Below are 21,458 nucleotides of genomic sequence, written 5' to 3'. Positions count from 1 at the left end.
CACCGCCGACTAAGGTGACACGGACGAAAGAAGACGAGCCATGGACCCGCGCATACCCAGCCTGCGCCGCAAACTGGCAGCGATTCCGTTCCGACCTCTGCGCAGCCACTCCTTCGGGGAGGAACAGCACCGGTTCCGCCTCGGCCCGAAGCTGGCGGAGGCACGCGTCGCCCTGTTCGAGGCCGAACACGGCATCGTCCTGCCCGACGCCCATCGGCGGTTCCTCACGCACGTCGGAGGCTCGGGCGCCGCACCGTTCTACGGCCTCATGCCGCTGGAAAGGTGTTCCCTGCTGGTCATAGATCCGCCCGGCGAGGACGGAGAACCAGGGGCGCTCCGAGGCTTCACCGGCGCGCGGCCAAGGGCACGTGACCGTGATCTCTTCCTCCACGTCATCGAGATGGGCTGCGCCGATGTGTGCCTCATCGCGGTGACGGGCCCACTCACCGGGCGCGTCCTCACCGGCAACGGCGACGGGTTCTGGGGCCCACGTCCCGTCCGCCGCCGACTTCCTCGACTGGTACGAACGCTGGCTCGACCACATGGGCGCCGGGCTCGACGACCGGGCCCTGGAGCTCACCTCTCCGGGGCTTCGCGCCCATCGGAACCGTCACCGAACGGACCCGAAGCCCTCACCTCACGAGGAGCGGACGCGCGGAGGTGCGATGATCCGTCCGTGTTGACGGACGCCGAGTGGGACCTGGTCCGGAAGGGCCTGCGCTTCGGGCAGGTCTTCGAGGGCACGGTGGTGAGCGTGCTCCCGCCCGGCACGGCCGGGGTCTTCGTGGACATCGACGGCTTGGCGGTCGGCGGCTTCGTCGACAACGTGCTGCTGCCGGAGGACGCGGGGGACTGGCCGACGGAGGGCACGGTCACCGACTTCGAACTCTGGTGGGCCGACCACCGTCAGCAGATCCGGCTGAAGCCGTCCGACCCCCGGTACCTCCGCGGTGACTTCACGGCGTACCTGGAACGCTGGCGCCCCGGTTGGCCGTCCGAGGTCGGTCTACCCGTCGACTGACCGTCCCCCTCGCGTACGCGCAAGGCTCACGCCCCCCGCCCCCGCCCGAACCCCGAGGCCAACGGCATCCGCAACCCCAGCGGCGGGGGAGCCGCCAACGCGTCGGCGACCGGGCGGGCCAGCCGGGTGCCGAAGAGCGAGCCGAGGACGAAGTTCACGGACAGCGCCCGGACCTCGTCCCGGTACTGCCGCAGCCCGTGCCCGTCCCCGTGGACCTCGAAGCGGCACACGTCCCGGTTGGCCTTCTTCGCCCGGGAGGCCAGCAGGAACGACAGCTCCGGATCGGTCCGCTGGTCCCGTGTCCCGTGGACGATCATCACCCGCCGCCCGACGAGCTGCTTCACCGGCTCAGGCGCCCCCGCACCCCCCGGTCCTCCCAAGCCGCCCACACTCCCGGGTCCCCCCAGTCCGCCCACACCCCCGGGCCCTTCCGCACTCCCCGGTCCACCCGCACCCCCCAGATCTCCCGCACCCCCCGGTCCACTCACGCCCCCCGCATCAGTACCCCCCACCCCGGAGCCCCCGGCCCCCGCACGCCCCACACCAGGACCTTCCGCACCCACCCACCCCGCACCCGTACCCCCCACCCCGGAGCCCCCGGCCCCCACCCACCCCGCACCAGGGCTCCCCACACCCGTACCCCCCACACCCGTACCTCCCACCCCCGCCCCCTCCACACCAGCGCCCCCGAAGCCAAGGCCCCCGACCCCCGCGCGGAAACCCCCCGCCCCCTCCTCCGGAAGCCACGGCGCCAGCGCCAGTACGCACACCGCGGCCGGGTGACCGGCCGCCCGCAGCGCCGCCCGGCCGCCCATTCCCAGTCCCGTGAGGCACACGGGCACGTCCCCGTACCGGCGCACCGCCTCGTCCACGGCCCACTCGGCGTCCGAGGCGAGCGCGGCCCGCTCCCCGTTCCAGCCGCGCGCGCCGTACCGCACCACGTGGACGGCCAGGCCGTGCTCGCGTCCGCGCCGGGCCAGATGCCGTCCGAAGCCCCGGGCGGCACCGACCGCGAGCCGGGAAGGCCGCCGGTCGGAGACCTCCTGGCCCTCCGGCAGCACCAGCACCACCCCGCTCACCGCCGTCCCCACGGGCCCCAGCGCTCTCTCCAGCCGCGCCCCGCGCACCTCCGCCGCTCCCAGTCCCATGACAGAACATTCGCAGAAACGACGGCGCGTCCGACCCCCTTGGGATCACCTTTACGTATCGGAGGATCGGCCTCCCTCGGTGTCTACGCGCGTAGGAGGTACAGTGCGAAGATGACGAGCCAGACCAGTCAGCACCCCGAGACGCCCAGCGCCGACCAGATCCGCCGCGCTCCCAAGGTCCTCCTCCACGACCACCTCGACGGCGGGCTGCGCCCCGGCACCGTGGTCGACCTCGCCCGTGAGATCGGGTACGACGCCCTCCCCGAGACCGACCCCGACAAGCTCGGCGTCTGGTTCCGCGAGGCCGCCGACTCGGGTTCGCTGGAGCGCTACCTGGAGACGTTCGCGCACACCTGCGCCGTCATGCAGACCAAGGAGGCCCTGTTCCGGGTCGCCGCCGAGTGCGCCGAGGACCTCGCCGAGGACGGCGTCGTCTACGCCGAGGTGCGCTACGCCCCCGAGCAGCACCTGGAGAAGGGCCTCACCCTCGAAGAGGTCGTCGAGGCCGTCAACGAGGGCTTCCGCGAGGGCGAGCGCCGGGCCAAGGCGAACGGCCACCGCATCCGGGTGGGCGCCCTGCTCACCGCGATGCGCCACGCGGCCCGCGCCCTGGAGATCGCGGAACTGGCCAACCGCTACCGCGACACGGGCGTCGCGGGCTTCGACATCGCGGGCGCGGAGGCGGGCTTCCCTCCCACCCGTCACCTCGACGCCTTCGAGTACCTGAAGCGCGAGAACAACCACTTCACCATCCACGCCGGTGAGGCGTTCGGCCTCCCGTCGATCTGGCAGGCGCTCCAGTGGTGCGGCGCCGACCGGCTCGGCCACGGGGTGCGGATCATCGACGACATCGAGGTCGCGGAGGACGGCACGGTCACCCTCGGCCGTCTCGCCTCCTACGTCCGCGACAAGCGGATCCCGTTGGAGATGTGTCCCACCTCCAACCTCCAGACCGGTGCCGCCGACTCCTACGCGGAGCACCCCATCGGACTGCTGCGCCGACTGCACTTCCGGGCCACGGTGAACACCGACAACCGCCTGATGTCCGGCACCAGCATGAGCCGCGAGTTCGAGCACCTGGTCGGGGCCTTCGGATACACGCTCGACGACATGCAGTGGTTCACCGTCAACGCGATGAAGTCCGCGTTCATCCCTTTCGACGAACGACTCGCCATGATCAACGACGTGATCAAGCCCGGTTACGCCGAGCTGAAGTCCGCGTGGCTCTTCGAGCAGACCGCTTCCACCAGGGGTTCCGTCACCGCTGGAAGCTGAAACACCCCCTCGCGGGCGGTCGGGTGAACCAACACTCCGGCCGCCCGCGCGTGTTTGCGGCGACCGCGCGCCGTGGCTACGTTCCCTAGGCCCTGTCGTCACACCACCGTCCCCGCCACCCTTCCCGGTGGCGACGGGCCGATGTGACGGACGAACCGGGGCCTGGACCGCTCGTCCCGGAACAGCCCGCCCTCGCGCCCGCAACAGCGCGCGTTCAACAGCAAGGACGCAACTCCCCATGAAGCAGTCTGCCGCCAGGACCCTCGGTGTCGCCGCGCTCGGCGCCGCCTTCGCCGCCGCGGGCGCCGGTGCCGCGAACGCCGCGCCCGCGCTGCCCGACGCCACCTCCGCGCTGAGCGGGGTCACCAGCGCCCTGCCGCTCGCCGACACCGCCCGGACCCTGCCGGTCGCGGACGCGGTCCGCACCCTCCCGATCGCGGACGCCGCGAAGATCCTGCCCGGCGCGGACGTCGCCAAGGCCGTCCCCGACACCCACTCCGTGGAGGCCGCGCGGACCGCCGTCGGTACCGCCGCCACCACCGCCAAGCCGACCGTCACCCAGGCCGTGACCGGCGCGCTGCCCACCAAGGGCCTGCCCCTGATCGGCCAGCTCCTCGGCGGGCTGCCGATCAACGGCATTCCGCTCGGCTGACACGTCCGACGCTCCGTCCGCCCGGAGCGCCGTCCCGCACGCGCGGGGCGCCCCGGGCGGACGCGGACGGACGACACCCCGCACAGCGAGGACGGGCCCGCCGACCACCGTCGGCGGGCCCGTCCTCGTGCGTTCCCGTGCCGCGCCCGGGGCGGGCGGGGCGGCTACCAGGAGGTGCGCGTGGCGGCCCGCTCGTTGGGGAGGAAGAACCACAGGGCCAGGTAGAGCAGGAACTGCGGGCCGGGCAGCAGACACGAGGCCACGAACAGGACGCGCATCGTCGTCGCGGAGGTGCCGAAGCGCCTGGCCAGCGCCGCGCACACTCCGCCGATCATCCGTCCGTTGCTGGGGCGGGCCAGGGCGGTCATGGGGGCTCCTTCACGAGTGGTCGAAACCGGTGGTCGAACCGGTGGTCGGTGCCGTCGGAGGGCGTTCCACCGTGGCGTCCGATGGGTTCCACCCTACGGACGGGATGCGGGCAAAGCGTCACTCTGCGGGGCGAGACCGACCCTGGGAATCGTCGGGGTCGGCCCTGGTATCCCCTCCTTCCGGCGGCGGACGGGCGCCCGCCGGGGAGGGCGGAGCGCGCGGCGGCGCATCCGGGCCCGTACGACGGGGACCACCGCGAGGTGCGTGAGGGCCACCCCCGTGGTGTTCAGCAGCAGCGAGTCGACGTCCACGACCTGGCCCGGCACCCCGGTCTGGAACAGTTCGATGCCCAGCGACAGCAGCCCCGCGGCGGTCACCGTGCGGAGCAGGGACGCCCAAAGCGAAACGTTCAGCCTGCCGTCCACGGCGGGGAGCAGCACCCCCAGCGGGGCCAGCAGGACCAGGGCCTCCCCGATCCGGCGGACGGCCTGTCCGGGGCCCAGCGCCAGGTCCGCCCTGATTCCCGCGAAGGGACGCAGGTTCGGCGCGCTGACCCAGGGGACGTCCAGGGGGCGCAGCGTCACCCACCCCACGAGAAGGAGGTGGGCCAGCAGGAGGACCCCTCCTGCCGCGCGGATGCGGAAGCCTTGGCGCTGCACGCAACAGAGGACGACGGCCGCCCGGCCCGTGGTTCCCCGGGGTACGGCGTCGGCGCCGTGGCCCCCGTCACCCCGTGCCGCCCCGCACGTCGGCGGCCCGTCGGGTCAATGTGACGCCATGGGCTTCCATCGCGCGGGGGACGGGGCTTTCGGCCAGTCGGGTGCCCACCGGTGTCCGGCCGCCCCCGGTGGGGCGGGGGGAGGCGGCGTCAAACGTCGATTTCCGGATGATCGTGCCGTCCTACCGCCGTCACCCGCCGGTTTGGTGCCGCGCGGGGTGGCCGAGAACCCCGGGAGCGCCCCCCGGACCCGTCCGGCGAACGGCCGTCGCCGACGGCCCGGGGGAGCGCGAGGCGGGTACGACGCGCGGACCGGACGGTGCGGACCGGGGCCCAGGGCTCCGAGGGGTCCCCCGGTGCCGGACCGCGCGACCCGCGCGGACCGTTACCGACGAAGGGTGGCACGGCATGTCGTGGAAACAGGTCTCGGGTGGGCTGACGGCGATCTCGGCGGGGTCGCGGACGAGCGTCTGGGGGGTGAACGCGAACGGCGGGATCTACCGTTACACCGGGGACGACGCCAACCCCTGGGTCAACATCCCCGGCTCGCTGAGCGACATCGGCGCGGCGGCGGACGGCACGGTGTGGGGCGTCAACGCCTCCGGCGGCATCTACCGTTACGCGGGCGACCTCGGCTCCACCCACTGGATCAAGATCCCGGGCAGCCTCAGCCGGATCTCCGCCGGATCCCGGACCAACGTCTGGGGCGTCAACTCCAGCGGCGGCATCTACCGCTACACCGGGGACGACGCCAACCCCTGGGTCAACATCCCCGGCGCCCTCACCGACATCGGCGCGGCGGCCGACGGCACGGTCTGGGGCGTCAACGCCTCGGGCAGCATCTACCGCTACGCGGGCGACCTCGGTCCCACCCACTGGATCAAGGTGACGGGCGGACTGAGCCGGATCTCCGCCGGGTCGCGGACGAACGTGTGGGGCGTCAACTCCGGCGGCGGTATCTACCGTTACACCAACAACGACGCGGCCCCCTGGGTGAACGTCGCGGGCGCCCTCACCGACATCGGCGCGGGCGTCGACGGCACGGTCTGGGGCGTCAACGCCGCCGGGAACATCTACCGCTACACGGGGGACCAGCCCGGATAGGCCGTTCCGGACGGCCTCGGACAAGCCCCGGGCGGCGGCCTCCGGCAAGCCCGGACGGCAGCCCCGGACGGTTGGGGCGGCAGCCCCGGACCCGGGTCGGGCACCCTCCGGGGCGGCCGGGACGGCAGTCCCGAACGGAGGCGCGCAAGAAGGCCGGACCACGCGAAGTGGCCCGGTCTTCTTGATGCCTGACGAGGCGTCAGACATCAAGTCCGCGCGGTGTTCGCCCGCGTCGAACCCGACCGGGGCCCCGGTGCGGAGATCAACGGAGCCACCGGCCCTCCCCTAGGGCCCGCGTCAGCCCGGAGGCGTACCGGGCGCCCGTGCCGACCTCAGACCGTGGAGCGACACCGTCCACTCCGGAGACGGATTCGCCGCCTCGCCACCGGCGGACAGACTCACAGGGACCTGATCACCGAGGGGAAGGACCCTGACACCATGGAGTCGCGACGCATGAGACGGGGTGTGGTCCCGCTGCTCGCGGTGGGCGCGTTGGGGGCGCTCGTCCCGGCGAGCGCCACCGCTTCGACGGCCGCCACCGCTTCGGTAAGCGCCAACGCTTCGACGAGCGCCACCGCCTCGGCGAACACCGCCACCGCGACGGCCGCCACCGCGCCCGGGGCCTCCGCCGCTTCCCTGGCCCGCTTCACCGGGCAGCGCGCCGACTGGAAGCCGTGCGGCCACCGGGACATCCCGGACACGGCCCGGTGCGCCACGCTCAAGGTGCCGCTCGACTACCGCGACCCCACCGGGCGGACCATCGACATCGAGGTGTCCCGGTCCAAGGCGACCGGCCCCGACGACCAGCGGATCGGGGCGCTCTTCTTCAACAGCGGCGGCCCCGGGGGCGCGGCCATCGACTTCCCGTACAACCGGGATCTCACCCTGCCGAAGGAGGTCGGACAGCGGTACGACTTCATCGGCATCGACCCCCGGGGCGTGGGCCGCAGCTCACCCGTCTCCTGCGGGCTCAAGCCCGGCGAGCGTCAGACCCACACCCCGTACAAGCCCTCGACCTTCGGCAACGACGTCGCCACGGCCAAGCGGGTGGCGGACAAGTGCCGGGCCAAGTACGGCGACGCCCTGGGCCAGTTCACCACGCGCAACACCGCGCGGGACATGGACGTGGTCCGCGCGGTCCTGAAGGAGCCGAAGGTCCATTACCTGGGCTACTCGTACGGGACCTACCTCGGCGCCGTATACACGCAGCTCTTCCCCCAGCGCAGCGGGCGCGTGGTCCTGGACAGCGCGATCGACCCCGCTCTGACGTGGCGGAAGGACCACCTGCTGTACGGCTCGGAGGGCGAGCGGGCGTTCGACCGCTGGACGGAGTGGACCGCCCGGCACTCGGCCACGTACCGGCTGGGCGACACCCCGCGGAAGGTCGCCGACACGTTCTGGCGGATCGTGCGGGAGGCGGACCGGACCCCGGTCGTCACCGGCGGCTTCCCGATGACGGGGGACGAGATCCGCCTCACGATGCGGGGCTACTTCTTCTTCAAGAAGCAGGCGGCCGAGAACGTCGCGATGCTGAGGGACGCCGCGGCGGGCAAGCCCACCAAGGGCTTCGAGGAGAACAAGGCCGAGACGGGCGACGAGGAGATGTCGCAGTTCTGGATGATCCACTGCGGTGACGCGAACTGGCCCCGGAACCCGGAGACCTACCGCAAGGACGCGATCCGCGACACGTCCCGCCAGCCGCTGTACGGGGACCACTCCGCCAACATCACCCCCTGCGCCTTCTGGGACCGGGCCGAGGAGGACGCCACCCGGGTGCGCAACGACGTCCCGGCGCTGATCCTCCAGAACGAGTGGGATTACGCGACCCCCCTCGTCGGGGCCCGGGAACTGCGGAAGGACCTGCGCGACTCCCGGCTGGTGGTCGTCGACGAGGGCGAAGGCCACGGCGTCTACGGCATGGCCAAGAACCCGTGCGTGGACCGCGTCACCACCGAGTACCTCCTCGAAGGCCGCTCTCCCACCGCCGACGTGACCTGCGCCGCCGCCCGGACCGCCAAGGGACCGGAGGCCGAGCGGGCCCCCGGTGCGCCCCTTCCCCGGCTGCGCTGACCCCGCACGCGCCCGACGGCGCGCCGAAAGCGGCGCGCCCAAACCAAGCGGTGAACGCGGCCGAGGCGATCGACGCCGTGCCCGCGCGCACCCGCAACGACCGAAAGAAGTGATCACATGCTCCGCGCCTACCAGCGTGCCGCCGCGTTACACCCCTACCGGCACCACGAGTTGATCTTCCGCGACCAGATCGACCCGGTCTGGGAGGGCGACTCCTTCTGGTACCGGGTCAGCACCCCGGACGGCCCGGAGTTCGTCCGGGTCCATCCGGAGCGGGGAGAGCGCGAGGTCATCGCGGACCCCGGTGTCCCGAAGGACCCCTCTCCGCGTCCGACCGGGGAGAACCGCTCTCCCGACCGCCGCTACACCCTCACCTTCGACGGGGACGACCTGGCGGTCAACGGCAAGGCCGTCACCACCGACGGCGTCCCGGGACACGACTACGCCAAGTCGAGCGACATAGCCAGGACCGCCCGCGCCGACAGCCGCGACGGCAAGACGCGGGCACCGCTGGCCGCCTGGTCGCCGGACGGCCGGAACTTCGTCACCTGCCGGGTCGACCAGCGCCATGTGCCCCTCCTGACCATGACCGAGTCCTGCCCGCCGGACGGGCGGGCCCGCCCCGACGCGTACACGCTGCACTACGAGATGCCCGGCGGCCCCCTGCCCACGGTCACCCATCTGATCGTCGACGCCGAGACCGGCGGGCGCACCGACGTGAGGCTGCCGCCGCTGCCCTTCTCCCACGAAGCGCCCCTGGGGACCGACCGGGTCTGGTGGAGCGACGAGAACACGATCTGGTTCCTGTACGAAACCCGTGGAGCCAAGGCGGCCCGTCTCTACCGCGTCGACGCCGGGACCGGCACCGCCACCCTCGTCCTGGAGGAGACGGCGGACACCATCATGGAGTCCGCGCCCTCCCGGATGGACCCGTTGATGGTGCGCGTGCACGGCGAAGAGGTCCTCTGGTACTCCACGCGCGACGGCTGGGGACACCTCTACCTCTACCGTGACGGCGAACTGGTCACCCAGGTGACCGGGGGCGACTGGCTCGTCAGGGAGATCGTCCACCTGGACTGGACCGAACGGCAGGTCACCTTCCTCGCCTCCGGCCTGGGCGACGACCCCTACCAGCGGACCCTGTGCCGCGTCGGACTCGACGGAAGCGGTCTGACCCGTCTCACCCCGAGCGACACCGACCACATCGTCCGGGCGTCGCCCGACGGCCGCTGGTTCGTCGACACCCACGCGGGGCCCCAGGACCCACCCGTCACCGTGCTCCTCGACCACGACGGCCGGCCGAAGCTGGAACTGGAACGCGCCGACGTATCCCGGCTGGTCCGGGCGGGATGGCGGGCCCCCGAACCCTTCACGGCCCTGGCCGCCGACGGCACCACGGAACTGCACGGCCTCCTCTACCTGCCGGGCGACTTCGACCCCACGGCCAGCTACCCGATCCTCGACTCGGTGTACAACGGCCCCCAGGTCACCCGGCAGGTCAGGATTCCCGACAAGGGGCTCGACCCCTATCTGCTGGACCCGGTGCGGGGCGCGCCGTCGCTGGCCGCGCTCGGCTTCGCCGTCGTCATCGTGGACGGCAGGGGCACGCCGTACCGCTCCAAGGCGTTCCACGACGCCGGTCACGGTGACCCCGGCCTGGCCGTCGGGCTCGCGGACCACGTCGCGGTCATCGGGCAACTCGCGGCGGAGCGACCGTACCTGGACGCCGGACGGGTCGGCATCACCGGCCACTCCGGCGGCGGCGCGGCCACCGCCGGAGCCATGCTGCGCCACCCCGACGTGTTCAGCGTCGGCGTCGCCTCCGCGGGCAACTACGAGAACGCCGGCTACTACGCGATCTGGGCGGAGACGTACGGGGGCGCGCCCCCGTACGACTACGACCAGTGGTCCCTGCGCCCGCTGGCGGACCGGCTCCGCGGCAAGCTTCTGATGATCTTCGGCGAGATGGACGAGAACACCCACCCCGCCCTGTCCCTCCAACTCGCGGACGCCCTCATCCGCGCCGACCGGGACGTCGACATGCTCGTGGTGCCGGGAGCCACCCACTCCTACCGCCACGCCGAGGCGCACGTCGAGCGCCGCACCTGGGACTACCTGGTACGGCACCTGCTCGGCGAGGAGCCGCCGCCCGGCTTCAGGCTCGAACTCCCGCAGCCGCCCCGGTGAAGCCGCGGCCCCCGGCCGGGCGACTGGCCGGGGGCCGCTGCCGCCGGACCGTCGGCGGCGGGGTCCGTGTCCCGCGACGCGGGCCCCGGCCGACACCTACCGGCCGGACCGGACCGACCCGGCGTCCGGGGCCGGGGTCAGCGAGGGACGGCGAGGACGGCGCTCGGCGGCTCGTGGGTGCCGGGGCGGGAGCGGGCCTCGGGGGTGCACTCGTAGGCGCGCAGCCGGTCGGTGCCCGGCCCGCCGAGGATGACGCGTCCGTCCCGGGAGGCGGCGGCCGAGTTGGCGAGCGTGCACACCAGTTGCGCCAGCGCGAACGACGACAGCTCGTCGGCGGGCGTGCCCAGCCGCAGCGCGTCGTCCGGGTCGCCCGGCCGGGGCCCCGACACCGTCAGCCAGGACGGCACGTCGGTGGAGTAGCCGGCCTGCCGCTCCGCCCGGGACACCGGCCGCGCCAGCTGACCGAGGAGGGCCCGGGCCACCCGGCCCCGGTCCTTCTCGTAGGCCCCTTGGGCGGGCATCTCCACCCGCCGGTCCACGAGCGCCAGTTCCGCCGCGCACACCAGGAACACCCGCACCGGGACGCCGTCCGCGGGCTGGGCGTCCGCCACCGGGCCGGAGGCCGCGCAGGGCGTCCGGGACGGGGCGGGGCCGAAGTCGGTCGGCACCTCGGTGGGACGGATGCCGCACCCGGCGGTCACCAGCGCCGCCAGCGTCAGCGCCGCGCCCGCCCGCCGCCGGGCCGTCGCCCTCACCGGGCACCGTCCGGCCGTCCGCCGCCCGTCGCGGAGCGGTCGCGGGCGTCCACCGCCGGGAGCACGGCCTCGTCGGCGCCCTCGGAGACGTCCCGGGGCAGCCGCAGGGTGAACACCGCGCCGCCCTCCTCCGAGTTGGCGGCGGTGATCTCCCCGCCGTGGATGTGCGCGTTCTCCAGGGCGATCGACAGCCCCAGCCCGCTGCCCTCGGAACGGGGCCGGGACGCGCTCGCCTTGTAGAAGCGGTCGAAGACGTGCGGCAGCACCTCGGCGGGGATGCCGGGTCCGTGGTCGCGCACCTCGATCAGCACGTCCCCGTCGCGGGCGTCGCCGTCCGCGCGGACCGCGACCCGCACCGGGGAGCCGCCGTGCTTGAGGGCGTTGCCGATGAGGTTGGCGAGGATCACGTCGAGCCGCCGGGGGTCGACCCGGGCCATGATGCCGCGCTCGGCGTCCAGGTCCACCGCGTCCAGCCAGGCGCGGGCGTCGACGCAGTGGGTGATCTGGTCGGCGATGTCCACGTCGTCGAGGACCAGCCGGGCGGTGCCCGCGTCGAAGCGGGTGACCTCCATCAGATTCTCGACCAGGTCGTTCAGCCGCCGGGTCTCGCTCACCACCAGACGCACCGCGGGCTCGATCATCGGGTCCACGCTGCCGGTCTCCGCGTCCAGCTCCTCCTCCAGGACCTCGGTGACCGCCGTGATCGCGGTCAGCGGGGTCCGCAGCTCGTGCGACATGTCCGCCACGAACCGGCGGGACGCCTCGTCCCGGGCGCTCATCTCCGCGACCCGCTTCTCCAGCGCCTGCGCCGCCCGGTTGAACGTCCGTGACAACTCGGCGAGTTCATCGGTGCCGGACACCCGCAGCCGGGTGTCGAGCTTGCCCTCGCCGAGTCGTTTCGCCGCCGCCCCCAGCCGGTGCACGGGTTTGAGGACGGTGGTCGCCGCGGCCTGGGCGATCAGCGCGGCGCCGATCAGCGCCAGCCCGGTGGCGATCCCCAGCGACCAGGCCAGCGAGTTGAGGTCCTTGGCCTCCGGCTCCAGCGACTTCAGCATGTAGCCGGTCGGCCCGCCCCCGATCAGCCGGGTGCCCGCCACCAGGTACGGGGTGTCGCCGAGGGTGATCCGCTGCCAGTACAGGTGGTACGGGGAGCGGTTGGTGGAGGTCAGCGGCTGCTTCTTGTCTACGGCCTTCTGGAGGGAACGGGGCACGTCGGCGAGGGTGAACGCGTCCAGGTCGGAGTTGCCCACCACGGTGGCGCCGTTCACGTCCCGGGCGATCAGCAGCACGTTGAAGCGCTGACTGCTGGTCGCCATCTGCCCGGCGGCGCGCTGGAGTTCGTCCTGGGTGGGACGGCTCGGCAGCTCGTCCGCCCCGGTGCGCATCTCCTGCTGGAAGTCGTTGAGCGCCGCGTCCTGGGCCCGGGTGAGCACCGCCTCCCGGTTCAGCCAGTACGCGATTCCGGAGGCCGCGACCGCCGCCGTCAGCGCGACCAGCCCGAAGACGAGGACCAGCCGCAGCCGCAGACTGGTGAACCGCATCGCGGAGGACACCCCCCGGCGGCACCGCGCCCAGCCGCCGACGGCCGGGCCGTCGTCCTCGCGGCCGTCACCGTCCTCCCGGCACCCGCCGTCCTTCCGGCCGCCGTCGCCCGCGCGCTCGCGGCGCCCGCCGGCCTCGTGGCCGTGGGCGCGCTGTCCGGCCGTCCCCTCCCGGTCGTCGTGCGGCTCGGTCACTGAGGGGTGTCCAGCCGGTAGCCCACCCCGCGCACCGTGCGGATCAGCGTCGGCGAGGACGGCACGTCCTCCACCTTCGCCCGCAGCCGCTGCACGCACGCGTCGACCAGCCGGGAGTCCCCCAGGTAGTCGTGCTCCCACACCAGCCGCAGCAACTGCTGCCGGGACAGCGCCTGGCCGGGCCTGCGGCTCAGCTCCAGCAGCAGCCGCAGCTCGGTGGGCGTCAGCTGGAGGTCCTCGCCGTTCTTGGTGACGGTCATCGCCGCCCGGTCGATGACCAGGCTGCCGAAGGTCGCGGAATCGGTGGACTCCCGTTCCCCGCGCCGCAGCACCGCCCGGATGCGGGCGTCCAGCACCCGCCCCTGGACGGGTTTCACGACGTAGTCGTCGGCGCCCGACTCCAGCCCGACGACCACGTCGATGTCGTCGCTGCGCGCGGTCAGCAGGATGATCGGCAACTGGTCGGTGCGGCGGATGCGACGGCACACCTCGAAGCCGTCGATGCCCGGCAGCATCACGTCCAGCACGATCAGGTCGGGCCGCTGTTCGCGCAGCAGTTTCAGGCCGTCCTCGCCGGTGGCAGCGGTGGCCACACGGTGCCCCTGGCGCGTCAGCGACAGCTCCAGGGCCGTACGGATGGCGTCGTCGTCCTCGATCAGCAACAGGGAAGGCACGGCGCCATTCTGTCCCATGGCCCGCGAGGACACGACTGGCGGCGCCCTCCCGGGCCGTCCCCGGGGCCCCGGGGGGCCTGTGACAGTGCTGTGACAGTCGGCGGACACCGCCGAGAAGTGCCCCCGGCAGGATTCTCGTCATCGCAGGAACACGGAGCATCACCGACGGGGGGCGCGAGATGAACAAGCCGCAGGGCATCACCGCGAGCGCGGTCGTCACGCGTCGTCACGACGGTGGACGGGGGAACGTTTCCAGCGACAGGTCCGGTGCCGTGAGCGGGCGGGGGTGCGCTCGCGGCACCGGGCGCCATCAGCACACCGCGTACATGACGGTGGTCGACGCGCCGCACGGGGGCGGCGTGCGCGGGGAGGCCCAGGGGGAGCGGCGGCCCAGGCCGCAGGCGGGCGCCGAAGCGGCGTTCACCGCCTACGTCCAGGAGCGCCGCGCCTCCCTGTACGCCACCGCGTACCACCTGACCGGGGACCGGTTCGAGGCGGAGGACCTGCTCCAGAGCGCCCTCTTCTCGACCTACCGGGCCTGGGACCGGATCAGCGACAAGGCCGCCGTCGGCGGCTATCTGCGCCGCACGATGACGAACCTGCACATCAGCGCCTGGCGGCGGCGCAAGCTCAACGAGTACCCGACCGAGGAGCTTCCGGAGACGGCCGGCGACACGGACGCCATGCGCGGCACGGAGCTGCGCGCGGTGCTGTGGCAGGCCCTGGCCCGGCTCCCGGAACTCCAGCGGACGATGCTGGTCCTGCGCTACTACGAGGGCCGCACCGATCCGGAGATCGCGGACATACTCGGCATCAGTGTCGGCACGGTGAAGTCCAGCATCTGGCGCTCGCTGCGCCGGCTGCGCGAGGACGAGGTCCTCAGCTTCGGCCGTGACGAGGAGGAGTCCTTCGGGGAACTGGTCGCCTAGCCACGACCGGGCACACGGATCCGCCGCCGCCGTGGGGGCGGCGGCGGACCGTCAGTCGGAGGAGACCCGGAGGGGCCACGGGGGAGTGGGCCGGTCCGGGAGAACGGGGGGAACGGGGGAGCGGCGAACCGGGGCCATGGGGGACATGGGCCACCGGGGAACCACGGGGGGAACACGGGGGAAAGGACCCACCGGGGGGTGGGAACGGGGGAACGGCCCTACGGGAGAGCGGCGACCACTGGGGGGTGGGAACCGCGGGGCCGTGTGAGCAGGACCGGAGGCCGGGGGGTCTGTCCGGTCCTGCTCTTTTCCGTTGCCGGTACCCGTTCTCGTCGCCCGTTCACAGCCGTCTGCCGTCTGCCGCCTATTGCGTGCCGTCTGTCGCTTGTCGCCCGTCGCCCGTCGCCCGTCGCCCGTCGCCCGTCGCCCGCTGTCCGGCGGCGGGCGCTGTCGTGCGGCGGGGGTTCGGACGTGGTCGTGCGCGGGGGTGGGCGGGACCGGGCGGCGGCGGGGGTCCGGGGGTGGTGGCCGTCGTCCGGAGGGGGTGCGACGGGAGCGGTGGCCGTCGTTCAGGGGGTGGTGGCGCCGACCGGCCGGGGGGTGTGCGACGCCGTCGCCGGGCCGGGGACGGCCGCGGTGAGGGAAGCGGGGTCGGCAACGGGGTCGGGCGGGCCGTCCACCAGACGGCGCTGGTGGATCAGGAAGCCCGCGTGCAGCCGGGTGCGGGCGCCCAGCTCCTGCATCAGCTCGGAGATCCGCCGCTGGCAGGTGCGGGGCGAGATGCCCAGCCGTCTCGCGATCGCCTTGTCGTCGTGGCCGTTGGCGAGCATCCGCAGCAGCGACCGGTTCAGGGTGTCGGAGGCCGAACGGATCTCCTCGCGGTCGTACCGGGGGAGGAACGGGTCGGCGGTGTCCCAGGCCCGCTCGAAAGCCTCGGCGATGAAATGCACGATATCCGGATCGTGGATCAGCAGGGCGCCTTCCGCCTGGTCCGCGAGGGAAATCACAGCGGCGCTCCGGTCGTAAACAATCGCCCGCTGGAAACCGCTTGTCGTGGTCCGCACCTCGGCGCCCGAATCCGTAATGCGTTCCACGTATTCACGGGTGGGCTGGTCGAAGCGCGCGGAATGCTGGTAGAGGGTACGCAGACGGACTCCCCGGTCGAGCACCTCGCGGTCGCGGCGGGCCGCCTCGCGCAGCACCCCGGCGTCCCGGGCGCCGCCCGGCTGGGAGGTGATGACCTCCTCGCGGCACTCGCCCGCGAGCTGCCCGAGGACCCCGCGCACGGTGTCGAGGCCCTGGATCCGCTGGATGGCGGGGCCCGGCTGCTTCTCGGGGAGGTTGGCCCGGTAGAGCGGCAGCAGACTGTGCATCTGCTGCCGGATCTTCTCCAATTCGTGCTGCCGCGCGCGCAGTTGCTCGTCATAGGGGGCGAGGAGCTGTAGTGAGGCGGAGAGCGGGCTGACCGTCACGTAGGTGGCGCTGCAACCGTGCGCCGCCAGCAGGAGCCGTAGGTCGACCAGGTCGCGCACGGCCCGTTCGGCCTCCTCGGCGGTGATGCCCAGCGCCCGCACGCAGCGCTCGGTGTCGACGAAGTCGCTGTGCAGGGCCAGCTCGTAGACGCGGTTCGCGAGCGTGCCGGCCTGAGGGACCTCAGGGAGGTCCGTTATGTCGGTGTTTCCCATGTCCTGTCACCCCTCCACTTTTCGCCTGGCATTACTTGGAGGCTATCCGAGAAATCCCAACGGGCGCTTTCTGTGGTGACGTTGTGGGAGGCACCACCCGCACACTCAGCACATCGCCATGGAGACGTAAAGAACTCGACATACGGGGGTTACAAATGAACCGCCACGATCAGGGCTGGGGTTGACGGAAACATGAGTGAGACGACGCGCCCGACCAGCGGAGTCCCCCGGGGACTCGAGTGCCTTTTCGTGCGGTCGGCCTGCCACGGGCGGGCCGATGTGGTCGGCCGGGGCGTCCTCGGCCGGGTCGCCTACGCCCGGGGCGGCGAACCGCCCACCCTCCACGAGGGCGCCCCCCGCCTCACGGTCCACATGGCCGGACGGGAGACCGACCCGTTCACCGAGGTGTGGGTGACCGACCGGCCGGTGCGCTCCGGGGTCGAGGGCAGCCTGGTCTACGCCGAGGACGGCGAACACATCTTCTGCGCCATCCGCATCGACGGGCGCGGGGTCTACGAGGACGCCGTCCACGCCGCCTACGCCCAGTCGTTCGCCCTGCTCAAACGGCTCGGCTACACCGAACTCTTCCGGATGTGGAACCTCGTCGGCGGCATCACCGACGACAACGCCCAGGGCCTGGAGAACTACCGCGACTTCTGCGTCGGCCGGGCCCGCGCCTTCGACGACTGGCCGGGCCGCATCCCCGCCGCCACCGGCATCGGCAGCCTCAGCCCCGGCATCGACCTCTACTTCCTCGCCACCCGCGCGGGCGTCCCCCGGCACCTGGAGAACCCCCACCAGACGCCCGCCTACCGCTACCCCCAGGAGTACGGGCCCAAGTCCCCGAGCTTCGCCCGCGCCACCCATCTGCCCGGCCCCCAGGGCGCCCCCGGCACCGTCTACGTCTCCGGGACCGCCAGCATCATCGGGGACGACACCGTCCACCACGACGACATCGCCGCCCAGCTCGACGTCACCCTCTCCAACATCGAGGCCCTCATCAGCACCGCCAACCTGCGTGAACACGGCGTGGACGGCGGCTTCGCGCTGAAGGACCTCGACCAGATCAAGGTGTACGTCCGCGACGAGCACGACCTGCCGCTGGTGCGCGCCCGCTGCGGGGACGTCTTCCCCACCGAGGACATCGCCTACCTCAACGTGGACGTCTGCCGCCGTGACCTGCTGGTGGAGATCGAGGGGATAGCCCGGTGAGCGTCGCCTCCGTGCGCGCGGGCGCCCGGCCCGCCGCCCCCGCGCTCCCCGCCGCCCCCAGCGGCAACCTCGCCGAACTCCTCGCCGGCGCCGCCCGCGCCCATGACTGGCTCGACCGCCGCGCCTACCTCGTCGACGGCCGCTCCTACCTCTTCTCCGAGGTGTACGAGGGCGCCGGGCGGGCCGCCGCCGCGTACGCCGCCCGGGGCGTCGGCCCCGGCGACCGGGTGCTCCTCGCCCTCCCCGACGGCATCGACTTCGTCCGGGCGTTCCTCGGCGCGCTGCGCCTGGGCGCCGTCGCCGTCCCCGTCAACTCCCTGCTGCACCAGGCCGAACTCACCCGGGCCGCGAAGATCGCCGAACCCGCGCTGATCGTCGCCGCGCCCGACCTCGCCGGACACTTCCCGGCCCGGCTGGTGCTCACCGTCGGCGAACTGCGCGCCCCCACCCCCACCCCGCCCCCCTACGCCCCGGTCACCCCGGACACCCCGGCGTTCGCGGCCTTCACCTCCGGCACCACCAGCGACCCCCGCCTCTGCTTCCACACCCACGGCGACCCCGCCGTCTTCAGCGCCGCCGCCGGGGAGGCCATCGGCGTCGGCCCCGACGACACCGGTTTCTCCGTCTCCCGGCTGTACTTCTCCTACGGCCTCGGCAACGCGCTGTTCTTCCCGCTGCTGCGGGGCGCCACCACCGTCCTCAGCCCCCGGCGGGCCACCGAGGACGACGCCCTGCGGATCATCCGCGAGCACGGGGTGAGCGTCTTCTACGGACAGCCGACCTTCTACGCCCGGCTCCTCGACCACCCCGACCACCCGGTCCTCGCCACCCTGCGCACCGCCGTCGTCGCCGGGGAGGTGCTCCCCGAGAGCCTGGAGGCCCGGCTGCGGACCCTCCTCGGCGACCGGCTCCTCAACATCTTCGGCACCACCGAGATCGGCCACGCCCTGCTCGCCAACGGCCCCACCGCCGTCCGCGACGGCACCCTCGGCCGGGTGCTGCCGCCCTACCGGCTGCGGATCGTGGACGGGACGGGCACCCCGGTGCCGCCCGGCACCGAGGGCAGCCTCCAGGTCGCCGGACCCACCATCGGCCCCGGCGTCCAGCGCGGCGGTGCCGCCCCACTGCGGCTCACCCCCGAGGAGTGGTACACCACCGGCGACGCGGCCACCGCCGACGCCGAGGGGTACGTCCGGGTGCACGGCCGCCTCGACGACATCGAGATCGTCGGCGGGCAGAACGTCCACCCCACCGAGACCGAGGACCTGCTCGCCGCGCACCCCGACGTGGTGGAGGTCGCCGTCGTCTCGGTCCGCCGCCCCGGCGGCGCCACCTCGCTGCGCGCGTACGCGGTGCTGCGCCCGGGCAGTGATCCGGAGACCGTCACCGCCGGACTCCTCGCCACCGCACGGGCCGAACTCACCTGGTACAAGGTGCCCGAGGACGTCGTCCGGGTCACCGCGCTGCCGCGCAACCCCACCGGAAAGCTACTGCGCCGCGCGGTCCGCGCGCTCGCACGGGAAGGCGACTCCTCCTCATGACCACACCACCACGCTCCCCGGACGCCAAGGCGCTCGCCGCGGTCAGCGTCACCCTGCTGCTGTGGGCCTCCGCGTTCGTCGCCATCCGCTACGCCGTCGAGGACTTCCACCCCGGCTCGATGGCGCTCGGACGGCTGCTCGTGGGCGGCCTGGCGCTGGCGGCGCTGCTCGCGGCCCGTGGCGAGGGACTGCCCAAGCGGGAGGCGTGGCCCGGCATCCTCGGCGCCGGGATCTTCTGGTTCGGCGTCTACATGGTCGCCCTCAACTGGGGCGAACGGCACACGGACGCGGGGACCGCCGCCCTGGTCGTCGGCATCGGCCCGATCCTGGTCGCCCTCGTCGGCGGCCGGGTCCTCGGCGAGGGCTACCCCAAGCCGCTGCTGGTGGGCCTCGGGATCTCCTTCGCGGGCACGGCCGTCGCCGGGGTCCTCGGCGGCGGGGGGAGCAGCTCCTTCTGGGGCGTGCTGCTCTGCCTGGTCGCCGCCGTCGGCTACGCGATCGGCGTGGTGGCGCAGAAGTCGTCCCTCGGGCACGCCTCCGCGCTCCAGGTCACCACCTTCGCCTGCCTGGTCGCCGCGGTCGCCTGCCTCCCGTTCGCCGGGCAGCTGGTCTCGGACGTCCGCACCGCGCCCCTGAACGTCACCCTCGCGGTGGTCTACCTGGGGCTGCTGCCGACCGCCCTGGCGTTCTGGACCTGGGCCTACGCCCTGTCCCGGACCACCGCCGGGAAGCTGGGCGCCACCACCTACGTGGTCCCCGCCCTGGTGGTGGCCCTCTCCTGGGCCTTCCTGGACGAGGTCCCCACCCCGCTGGCGCTGGCGGGCGGCGCGCTGTGCCTGCTGGGGGTGGCGGTCTCCCGCCGCGCCCCGGCGGCCCCCAAACCCCAGCCGTCCCCCACCACCACCTGACCCCACCCCGGTACGAGGCCCCGTCCCACACCCCCCGGCGGGACGGGGCCTCCCCACGTCCCCGGGCCCGGCGCCGACCGGGCCCGGTCCAAGGGCGGGTCGGCCTGCCGTCCGGTCCGAGGGCTGCCCGCCGTCCGGTCCGAAGGTGTCCGGGGCCGGAGTCGGGGTCCGGGGCCGGAGTCAGGCCCCGTCCGGCTTCAGGTTCCGTCCGGCGTCAGGCCCGGACCGCGTCCGTCCCGAGGATGCCCGCCACCCGGCCCGCCGCCTCGCCGTGCCCGCACGGGTGCGCCCCCAGGCCCACCTGTCGCGCCACGATGTCCCGTTCGGCCCGCATCAGCCGCCAGCCGCGCCGCAGCAGCACCCCGACCGGCTTGCGGGCCTCCCGCAGATCGCGGGCCAGCCGCCGCCGGAACGTGGTCCCGGGCCGCCCCCGCAGACAGAGCGCGTCCGCGAGCAGCCCCAGCTCGCGGCAGCGCGCCACGACCTCCGCCGCGAAGATCCCCTCCGCGATGAACAGCGGCGCGCCCCCGAGCGACAGTTCCGTGACGCCGGTGCGGGAGCTGGTGGAGATGTCGTACACCGGGACCCCGGTCCGCCCGGTTGCGCACAGTTCGGCCACCGCCGCCACCGCCGCGTCCGCGTCCCACGACAGGGGCGAGTCCCAGTCCGCCTCGGACGTTCCCGGGAGGAGGGGCAGGGTCGGGTCGCCGATCTCCTTGTAGAAGTCGTCGAGACAGAGCACGGGCAGTCCGCTGCGCTCGGCGAACGAGGACTTTCCGGAGCCGGACGGCCCGGTGAGCAGCACCACACGGGCCGGTGACGGGGGTATGTCGGGAAGAGGACTCACGAGAGTCCAGTGTGCGGCATCCCGGGCGCCGGTCGGCCCCCGGTGGGTCGGCTTTGCGGCCCGCCCGCCCCCTCAACTACGCTTCGTGAGTCCTCGATTACGCATCTCGTATCCCAGGCGGCACCCATGGCACGTCACCAGGACCACTCCCTCCGTTCCCTCCGTCCGACCCCCTCGGCCCGGGGCGCCCTGCTGCGCGCGGGCCTCGCGCTCGGCGTCGCGGGCGTCGCCCTCGGCGCGGGCGCGGCCACCGCCGGGGCGGCCGCCCCCGAGCCCGCGCCCGGCCCCCTGCCGTCCACGGTCGGCGACCTGGACGCGCGGGCGGCGGGTCACGCCCTCGGCGGCGCGGTCGGCTACGTCACCGGCCCGCTCACCGCCCTCCAGCTCAACCCGCTCGCGGGCACCGGGGTCGACCCGCTCGCCAACGGCGTGGGCACCCAGATCGCGGACTTCAAGCCGCTCTCCACCACCGCGCTCACCGCCCCGCTCGCCCGGGGCGACTCGCTCGGCGAACTGCCGCTGGTGGGCCCGGTGACGGGGCTGCTCGCCCGCTGACCGCGCGGGGCGGAGGGGCGGTCGGCCCCGTCCCGGGGAAACCGGTGTGCGCGTCCGGGATGTGTACAGCGT

The 21,458-nt window shown here is 73.5% G+C and carries 19 protein-coding genes and 2 pseudogenes; 12 read left to right on the top strand and 9 right to left on the bottom strand.

What is annotated here, in order from left to right; all coding sequences use genetic code 11:
• Positions 1–40: 40 nt before the first annotated feature.
• A pseudogene (locus ACVWNX_RS12045) lies at positions 41–683 on the top strand (SMI1/KNR4 family protein).
• On the top strand, positions 677–1,021 hold the full coding sequence (locus ACVWNX_RS12040; protein ID WP_454413909.1) for a hypothetical protein: 345 nt from the start codon (positions 677–679) through the stop codon (positions 1,019–1,021). Before ACVWNX_RS12045 ends, ACVWNX_RS12040 begins: the two are co-directional and overlap by 7 nt.
• Before the next feature lie 26 nt (positions 1,022–1,047).
• Here the strand turns inward: ACVWNX_RS12040 and ACVWNX_RS12035 are convergent, their stop codons facing one another.
• Together ACVWNX_RS12035 and ACVWNX_RS12030 are read right to left on the bottom strand one after the other, a co-directional pair.
• Positions 1,048–1,668, bottom strand: coding sequence for an alpha/beta hydrolase (locus ACVWNX_RS12035; protein WP_454414727.1), 621 nt, complete (start codon positions 1,666–1,668; stop codon positions 1,048–1,050).
• 84 nt (positions 1,669–1,752) lie between these two features.
• Positions 1,753–2,169, bottom strand: a pseudogene (locus tag ACVWNX_RS12030) (alpha/beta hydrolase); the annotation flags it as partial.
• Between the two features lie 111 nt (positions 2,170–2,280).
• Here ACVWNX_RS12030 and ACVWNX_RS12025 point away from each other — a divergent pair.
• Positions 2,281–3,444 carry an adenosine deaminase gene (locus ACVWNX_RS12025; protein WP_454413908.1) on the top strand — a complete coding sequence of 388 codons (1,164 nt, stop codon included), beginning with the start codon at positions 2,281–2,283 and terminating at the stop codon, positions 3,442–3,444.
• Positions 3,445–3,682: 238 nt separating this feature from the next.
• Positions 3,683–4,096: an ATP-binding protein gene (locus tag ACVWNX_RS12020; RefSeq protein ID WP_454413907.1), complete on the top strand. Its 414-nt coding sequence runs from the start codon at positions 3,683–3,685 to the stop codon at positions 4,094–4,096.
• 164 nt (positions 4,097–4,260) lie between these two features.
• Here ACVWNX_RS12020 and ACVWNX_RS12015 read toward each other — a convergent pair whose 3' ends face one another.
• Together ACVWNX_RS12015 and ACVWNX_RS12010 are read right to left on the bottom strand one after the other, a co-directional pair.
• Positions 4,261–4,464, bottom strand: coding sequence for a PspC domain-containing protein (locus tag ACVWNX_RS12015; RefSeq protein WP_454413906.1), 204 nt, complete (start codon positions 4,462–4,464; stop codon positions 4,261–4,263).
• 93 nt (positions 4,465–4,557) lie between these two features.
• Positions 4,558–5,124 (bottom strand): VanZ family protein, encoded by a 567-nt coding sequence (locus tag ACVWNX_RS12010; protein ID WP_454413905.1) that lies wholly within the window; start codon positions 5,122–5,124, stop codon positions 4,558–4,560.
• A 467-nt stretch (positions 5,125–5,591) separates the two neighbouring features.
• Here ACVWNX_RS12010 and ACVWNX_RS12005 point away from each other — a divergent pair, with 467 nt between their 5' ends.
• The 3 genes from ACVWNX_RS12005 (at position 5,592) to ACVWNX_RS11995 (ending at position 10,544) form a co-directional block, all read left to right on the top strand.
• Positions 5,592–6,287 (top strand): tectonin domain-containing protein, encoded by a 696-nt coding sequence (locus ACVWNX_RS12005; protein WP_454413904.1) that lies wholly within the window; start codon positions 5,592–5,594, stop codon positions 6,285–6,287.
• A gap of 453 nt (positions 6,288–6,740) precedes the next feature.
• A complete protein-coding gene (locus ACVWNX_RS12000; protein ID WP_454413903.1) occupies positions 6,741–8,357 on the top strand; it encodes an alpha/beta hydrolase in 1,617 nt (538 codons plus the stop codon).
• A gap of 117 nt (positions 8,358–8,474) precedes the next feature.
• Complete coding sequence (locus tag ACVWNX_RS11995; protein ID WP_454413902.1) at positions 8,475–10,544, top strand: S9 family peptidase; 2,070 nt, start codon at positions 8,475–8,477, stop codon at positions 10,542–10,544.
• A gap of 137 nt (positions 10,545–10,681) precedes the next feature.
• Here ACVWNX_RS11995 and ACVWNX_RS11990 read toward each other — a convergent pair whose 3' ends face one another.
• The 3 genes from ACVWNX_RS11990 to afsQ1 are packed head-to-tail and all read right to left on the bottom strand — an operon-like array spanning position 10,682 to position 13,709.
• Complete coding sequence (locus ACVWNX_RS11990) at positions 10,682–11,299, bottom strand: hypothetical protein (protein WP_454413901.1); 618 nt, start codon at positions 11,297–11,299, stop codon at positions 10,682–10,684.
• The gene (locus ACVWNX_RS11985) at positions 11,296–13,134 is read right to left on the bottom strand and encodes an ATP-binding protein (RefSeq protein ID WP_454413900.1); all 1,839 of its coding nucleotides are present in this window, start codon (positions 13,132–13,134) and stop codon (positions 11,296–11,298) included. Before ACVWNX_RS11985 ends, ACVWNX_RS11990 begins: the two co-directional genes overlap by 4 nt.
• Positions 13,032–13,709 carry a two-component system response regulator AfsQ1 gene (afsQ1, locus tag ACVWNX_RS11980; RefSeq protein ID WP_454413898.1) on the bottom strand — a complete coding sequence of 226 codons (678 nt, stop codon included), beginning with the start codon at positions 13,707–13,709 and terminating at the stop codon, positions 13,032–13,034. Before afsQ1 ends, ACVWNX_RS11985 begins: the two co-directional genes overlap by 103 nt.
• A 179-nt stretch (positions 13,710–13,888) precedes the next feature.
• On the opposite strand from afsQ1, the gene ACVWNX_RS11975 reads away from it, so the two are divergent.
• A complete protein-coding gene (locus tag ACVWNX_RS11975) occupies positions 13,889–14,638 on the top strand; it encodes a SigE family RNA polymerase sigma factor (protein ID WP_454413897.1) in 750 nt (249 codons plus the stop codon).
• 569 nt (positions 14,639–15,207) lie between these two features.
• Here ACVWNX_RS11975 and ACVWNX_RS11970 read toward each other — a convergent pair.
• A complete protein-coding gene (locus ACVWNX_RS11970) occupies positions 15,208–16,323 on the bottom strand; it encodes a LuxR C-terminal-related transcriptional regulator (RefSeq protein WP_454413896.1) in 1,116 nt (371 codons plus the stop codon).
• Positions 16,324–16,515: 192 nt separating this feature from the next.
• On the opposite strand from ACVWNX_RS11970, the gene ACVWNX_RS11965 reads away from it, so the two are divergent.
• Genes ACVWNX_RS11965 through ACVWNX_RS11955 form a run of 3 tightly spaced genes read left to right on the top strand, consistent with a single transcriptional unit; the run spans position 16,516 to position 19,984 of the window.
• Entirely contained in the window at positions 16,516–17,535 is a 1,020-nt protein-coding gene (locus ACVWNX_RS11965) for an FkbO/Hyg5 family chorismatase (RefSeq protein ID WP_454413895.1), read from the top strand.
• Complete coding sequence (locus ACVWNX_RS11960) at positions 17,532–19,076, top strand: class I adenylate-forming enzyme family protein (RefSeq protein WP_454413894.1); 1,545 nt, start codon at positions 17,532–17,534, stop codon at positions 19,074–19,076. The genes ACVWNX_RS11965 and ACVWNX_RS11960 overlap by 4 nt, the downstream gene beginning before the upstream one ends.
• Positions 19,073–19,984 (top strand): DMT family transporter, encoded by a 912-nt coding sequence (locus tag ACVWNX_RS11955; RefSeq protein ID WP_454413893.1) that lies wholly within the window; start codon positions 19,073–19,075, stop codon positions 19,982–19,984. Before ACVWNX_RS11960 ends, ACVWNX_RS11955 begins: the two co-directional genes overlap by 4 nt.
• A gap of 214 nt (positions 19,985–20,198) precedes the next feature.
• Here ACVWNX_RS11955 and ACVWNX_RS11950 read toward each other — a convergent pair whose 3' ends face one another.
• The gene (locus ACVWNX_RS11950; protein ID WP_454413892.1) at positions 20,199–20,831 is read right to left on the bottom strand and encodes a uridine kinase family protein; all 633 of its coding nucleotides are present in this window, start codon (positions 20,829–20,831) and stop codon (positions 20,199–20,201) included.
• Positions 20,832–20,957: 126 nt separating this feature from the next.
• Between ACVWNX_RS11950 and ACVWNX_RS11945 the strand changes: the two genes are divergently transcribed.
• Complete coding sequence (locus tag ACVWNX_RS11945; RefSeq protein WP_454413891.1) at positions 20,958–21,386, top strand: hypothetical protein; 429 nt, start codon at positions 20,958–20,960, stop codon at positions 21,384–21,386.
• Positions 21,387–21,458 lie beyond the last annotated feature (72 nt).

The organism is Streptomyces sp. JNUCC 64 (assembly GCF_054484115.1).
This window is presented reverse-complemented; position numbering and strand designations above follow the sequence as displayed.

Bases quoted from the DNA above. Each gene is read 5' to 3' on its own strand.
- ACVWNX_RS12025 (WP_454413908.1), top strand. From the start codon at position 2,281: ATGACGAGCCAGACCAGTCAGCACCCCGAGACGCCCAGCGCCGACCAG.
- ACVWNX_RS12020 (WP_454413907.1), top strand. From the start codon at position 3,683: ATGAAGCAGTCTGCCGCCAGGACCCTCGGTGTCGCCGCGCTCGGCGCC.
- ACVWNX_RS12015 (WP_454413906.1), bottom strand. From the start codon at position 4,464: ATGACCGCCCTGGCCCGCCCCAGCAACGGACGGATGATCGGCGGAGTG.
- ACVWNX_RS12005 (WP_454413904.1), top strand. From the start codon at position 5,592: ATGTCGTGGAAACAGGTCTCGGGTGGGCTGACGGCGATCTCGGCGGGG.
- ACVWNX_RS12000 (WP_454413903.1), top strand. From the start codon at position 6,741: ATGAGACGGGGTGTGGTCCCGCTGCTCGCGGTGGGCGCGTTGGGGGCG.
- ACVWNX_RS11995 (WP_454413902.1), top strand. From the start codon at position 8,475: ATGCTCCGCGCCTACCAGCGTGCCGCCGCGTTACACCCCTACCGGCAC.
- ACVWNX_RS11975 (WP_454413897.1), top strand. From the start codon at position 13,889: ATGAACAAGCCGCAGGGCATCACCGCGAGCGCGGTCGTCACGCGTCGT.
- ACVWNX_RS11970 (WP_454413896.1), bottom strand. From the start codon at position 16,323: ATGGGAAACACCGACATAACGGACCTCCCTGAGGTCCCTCAGGCCGGC.
- ACVWNX_RS11965 (WP_454413895.1), top strand. From the start codon at position 16,516: ATGAGTGAGACGACGCGCCCGACCAGCGGAGTCCCCCGGGGACTCGAG.
- ACVWNX_RS11955 (WP_454413893.1), top strand. From the start codon at position 19,073: ATGACCACACCACCACGCTCCCCGGACGCCAAGGCGCTCGCCGCGGTC.
- ACVWNX_RS11945 (WP_454413891.1), top strand. From the start codon at position 20,958: ATGGCACGTCACCAGGACCACTCCCTCCGTTCCCTCCGTCCGACCCCC.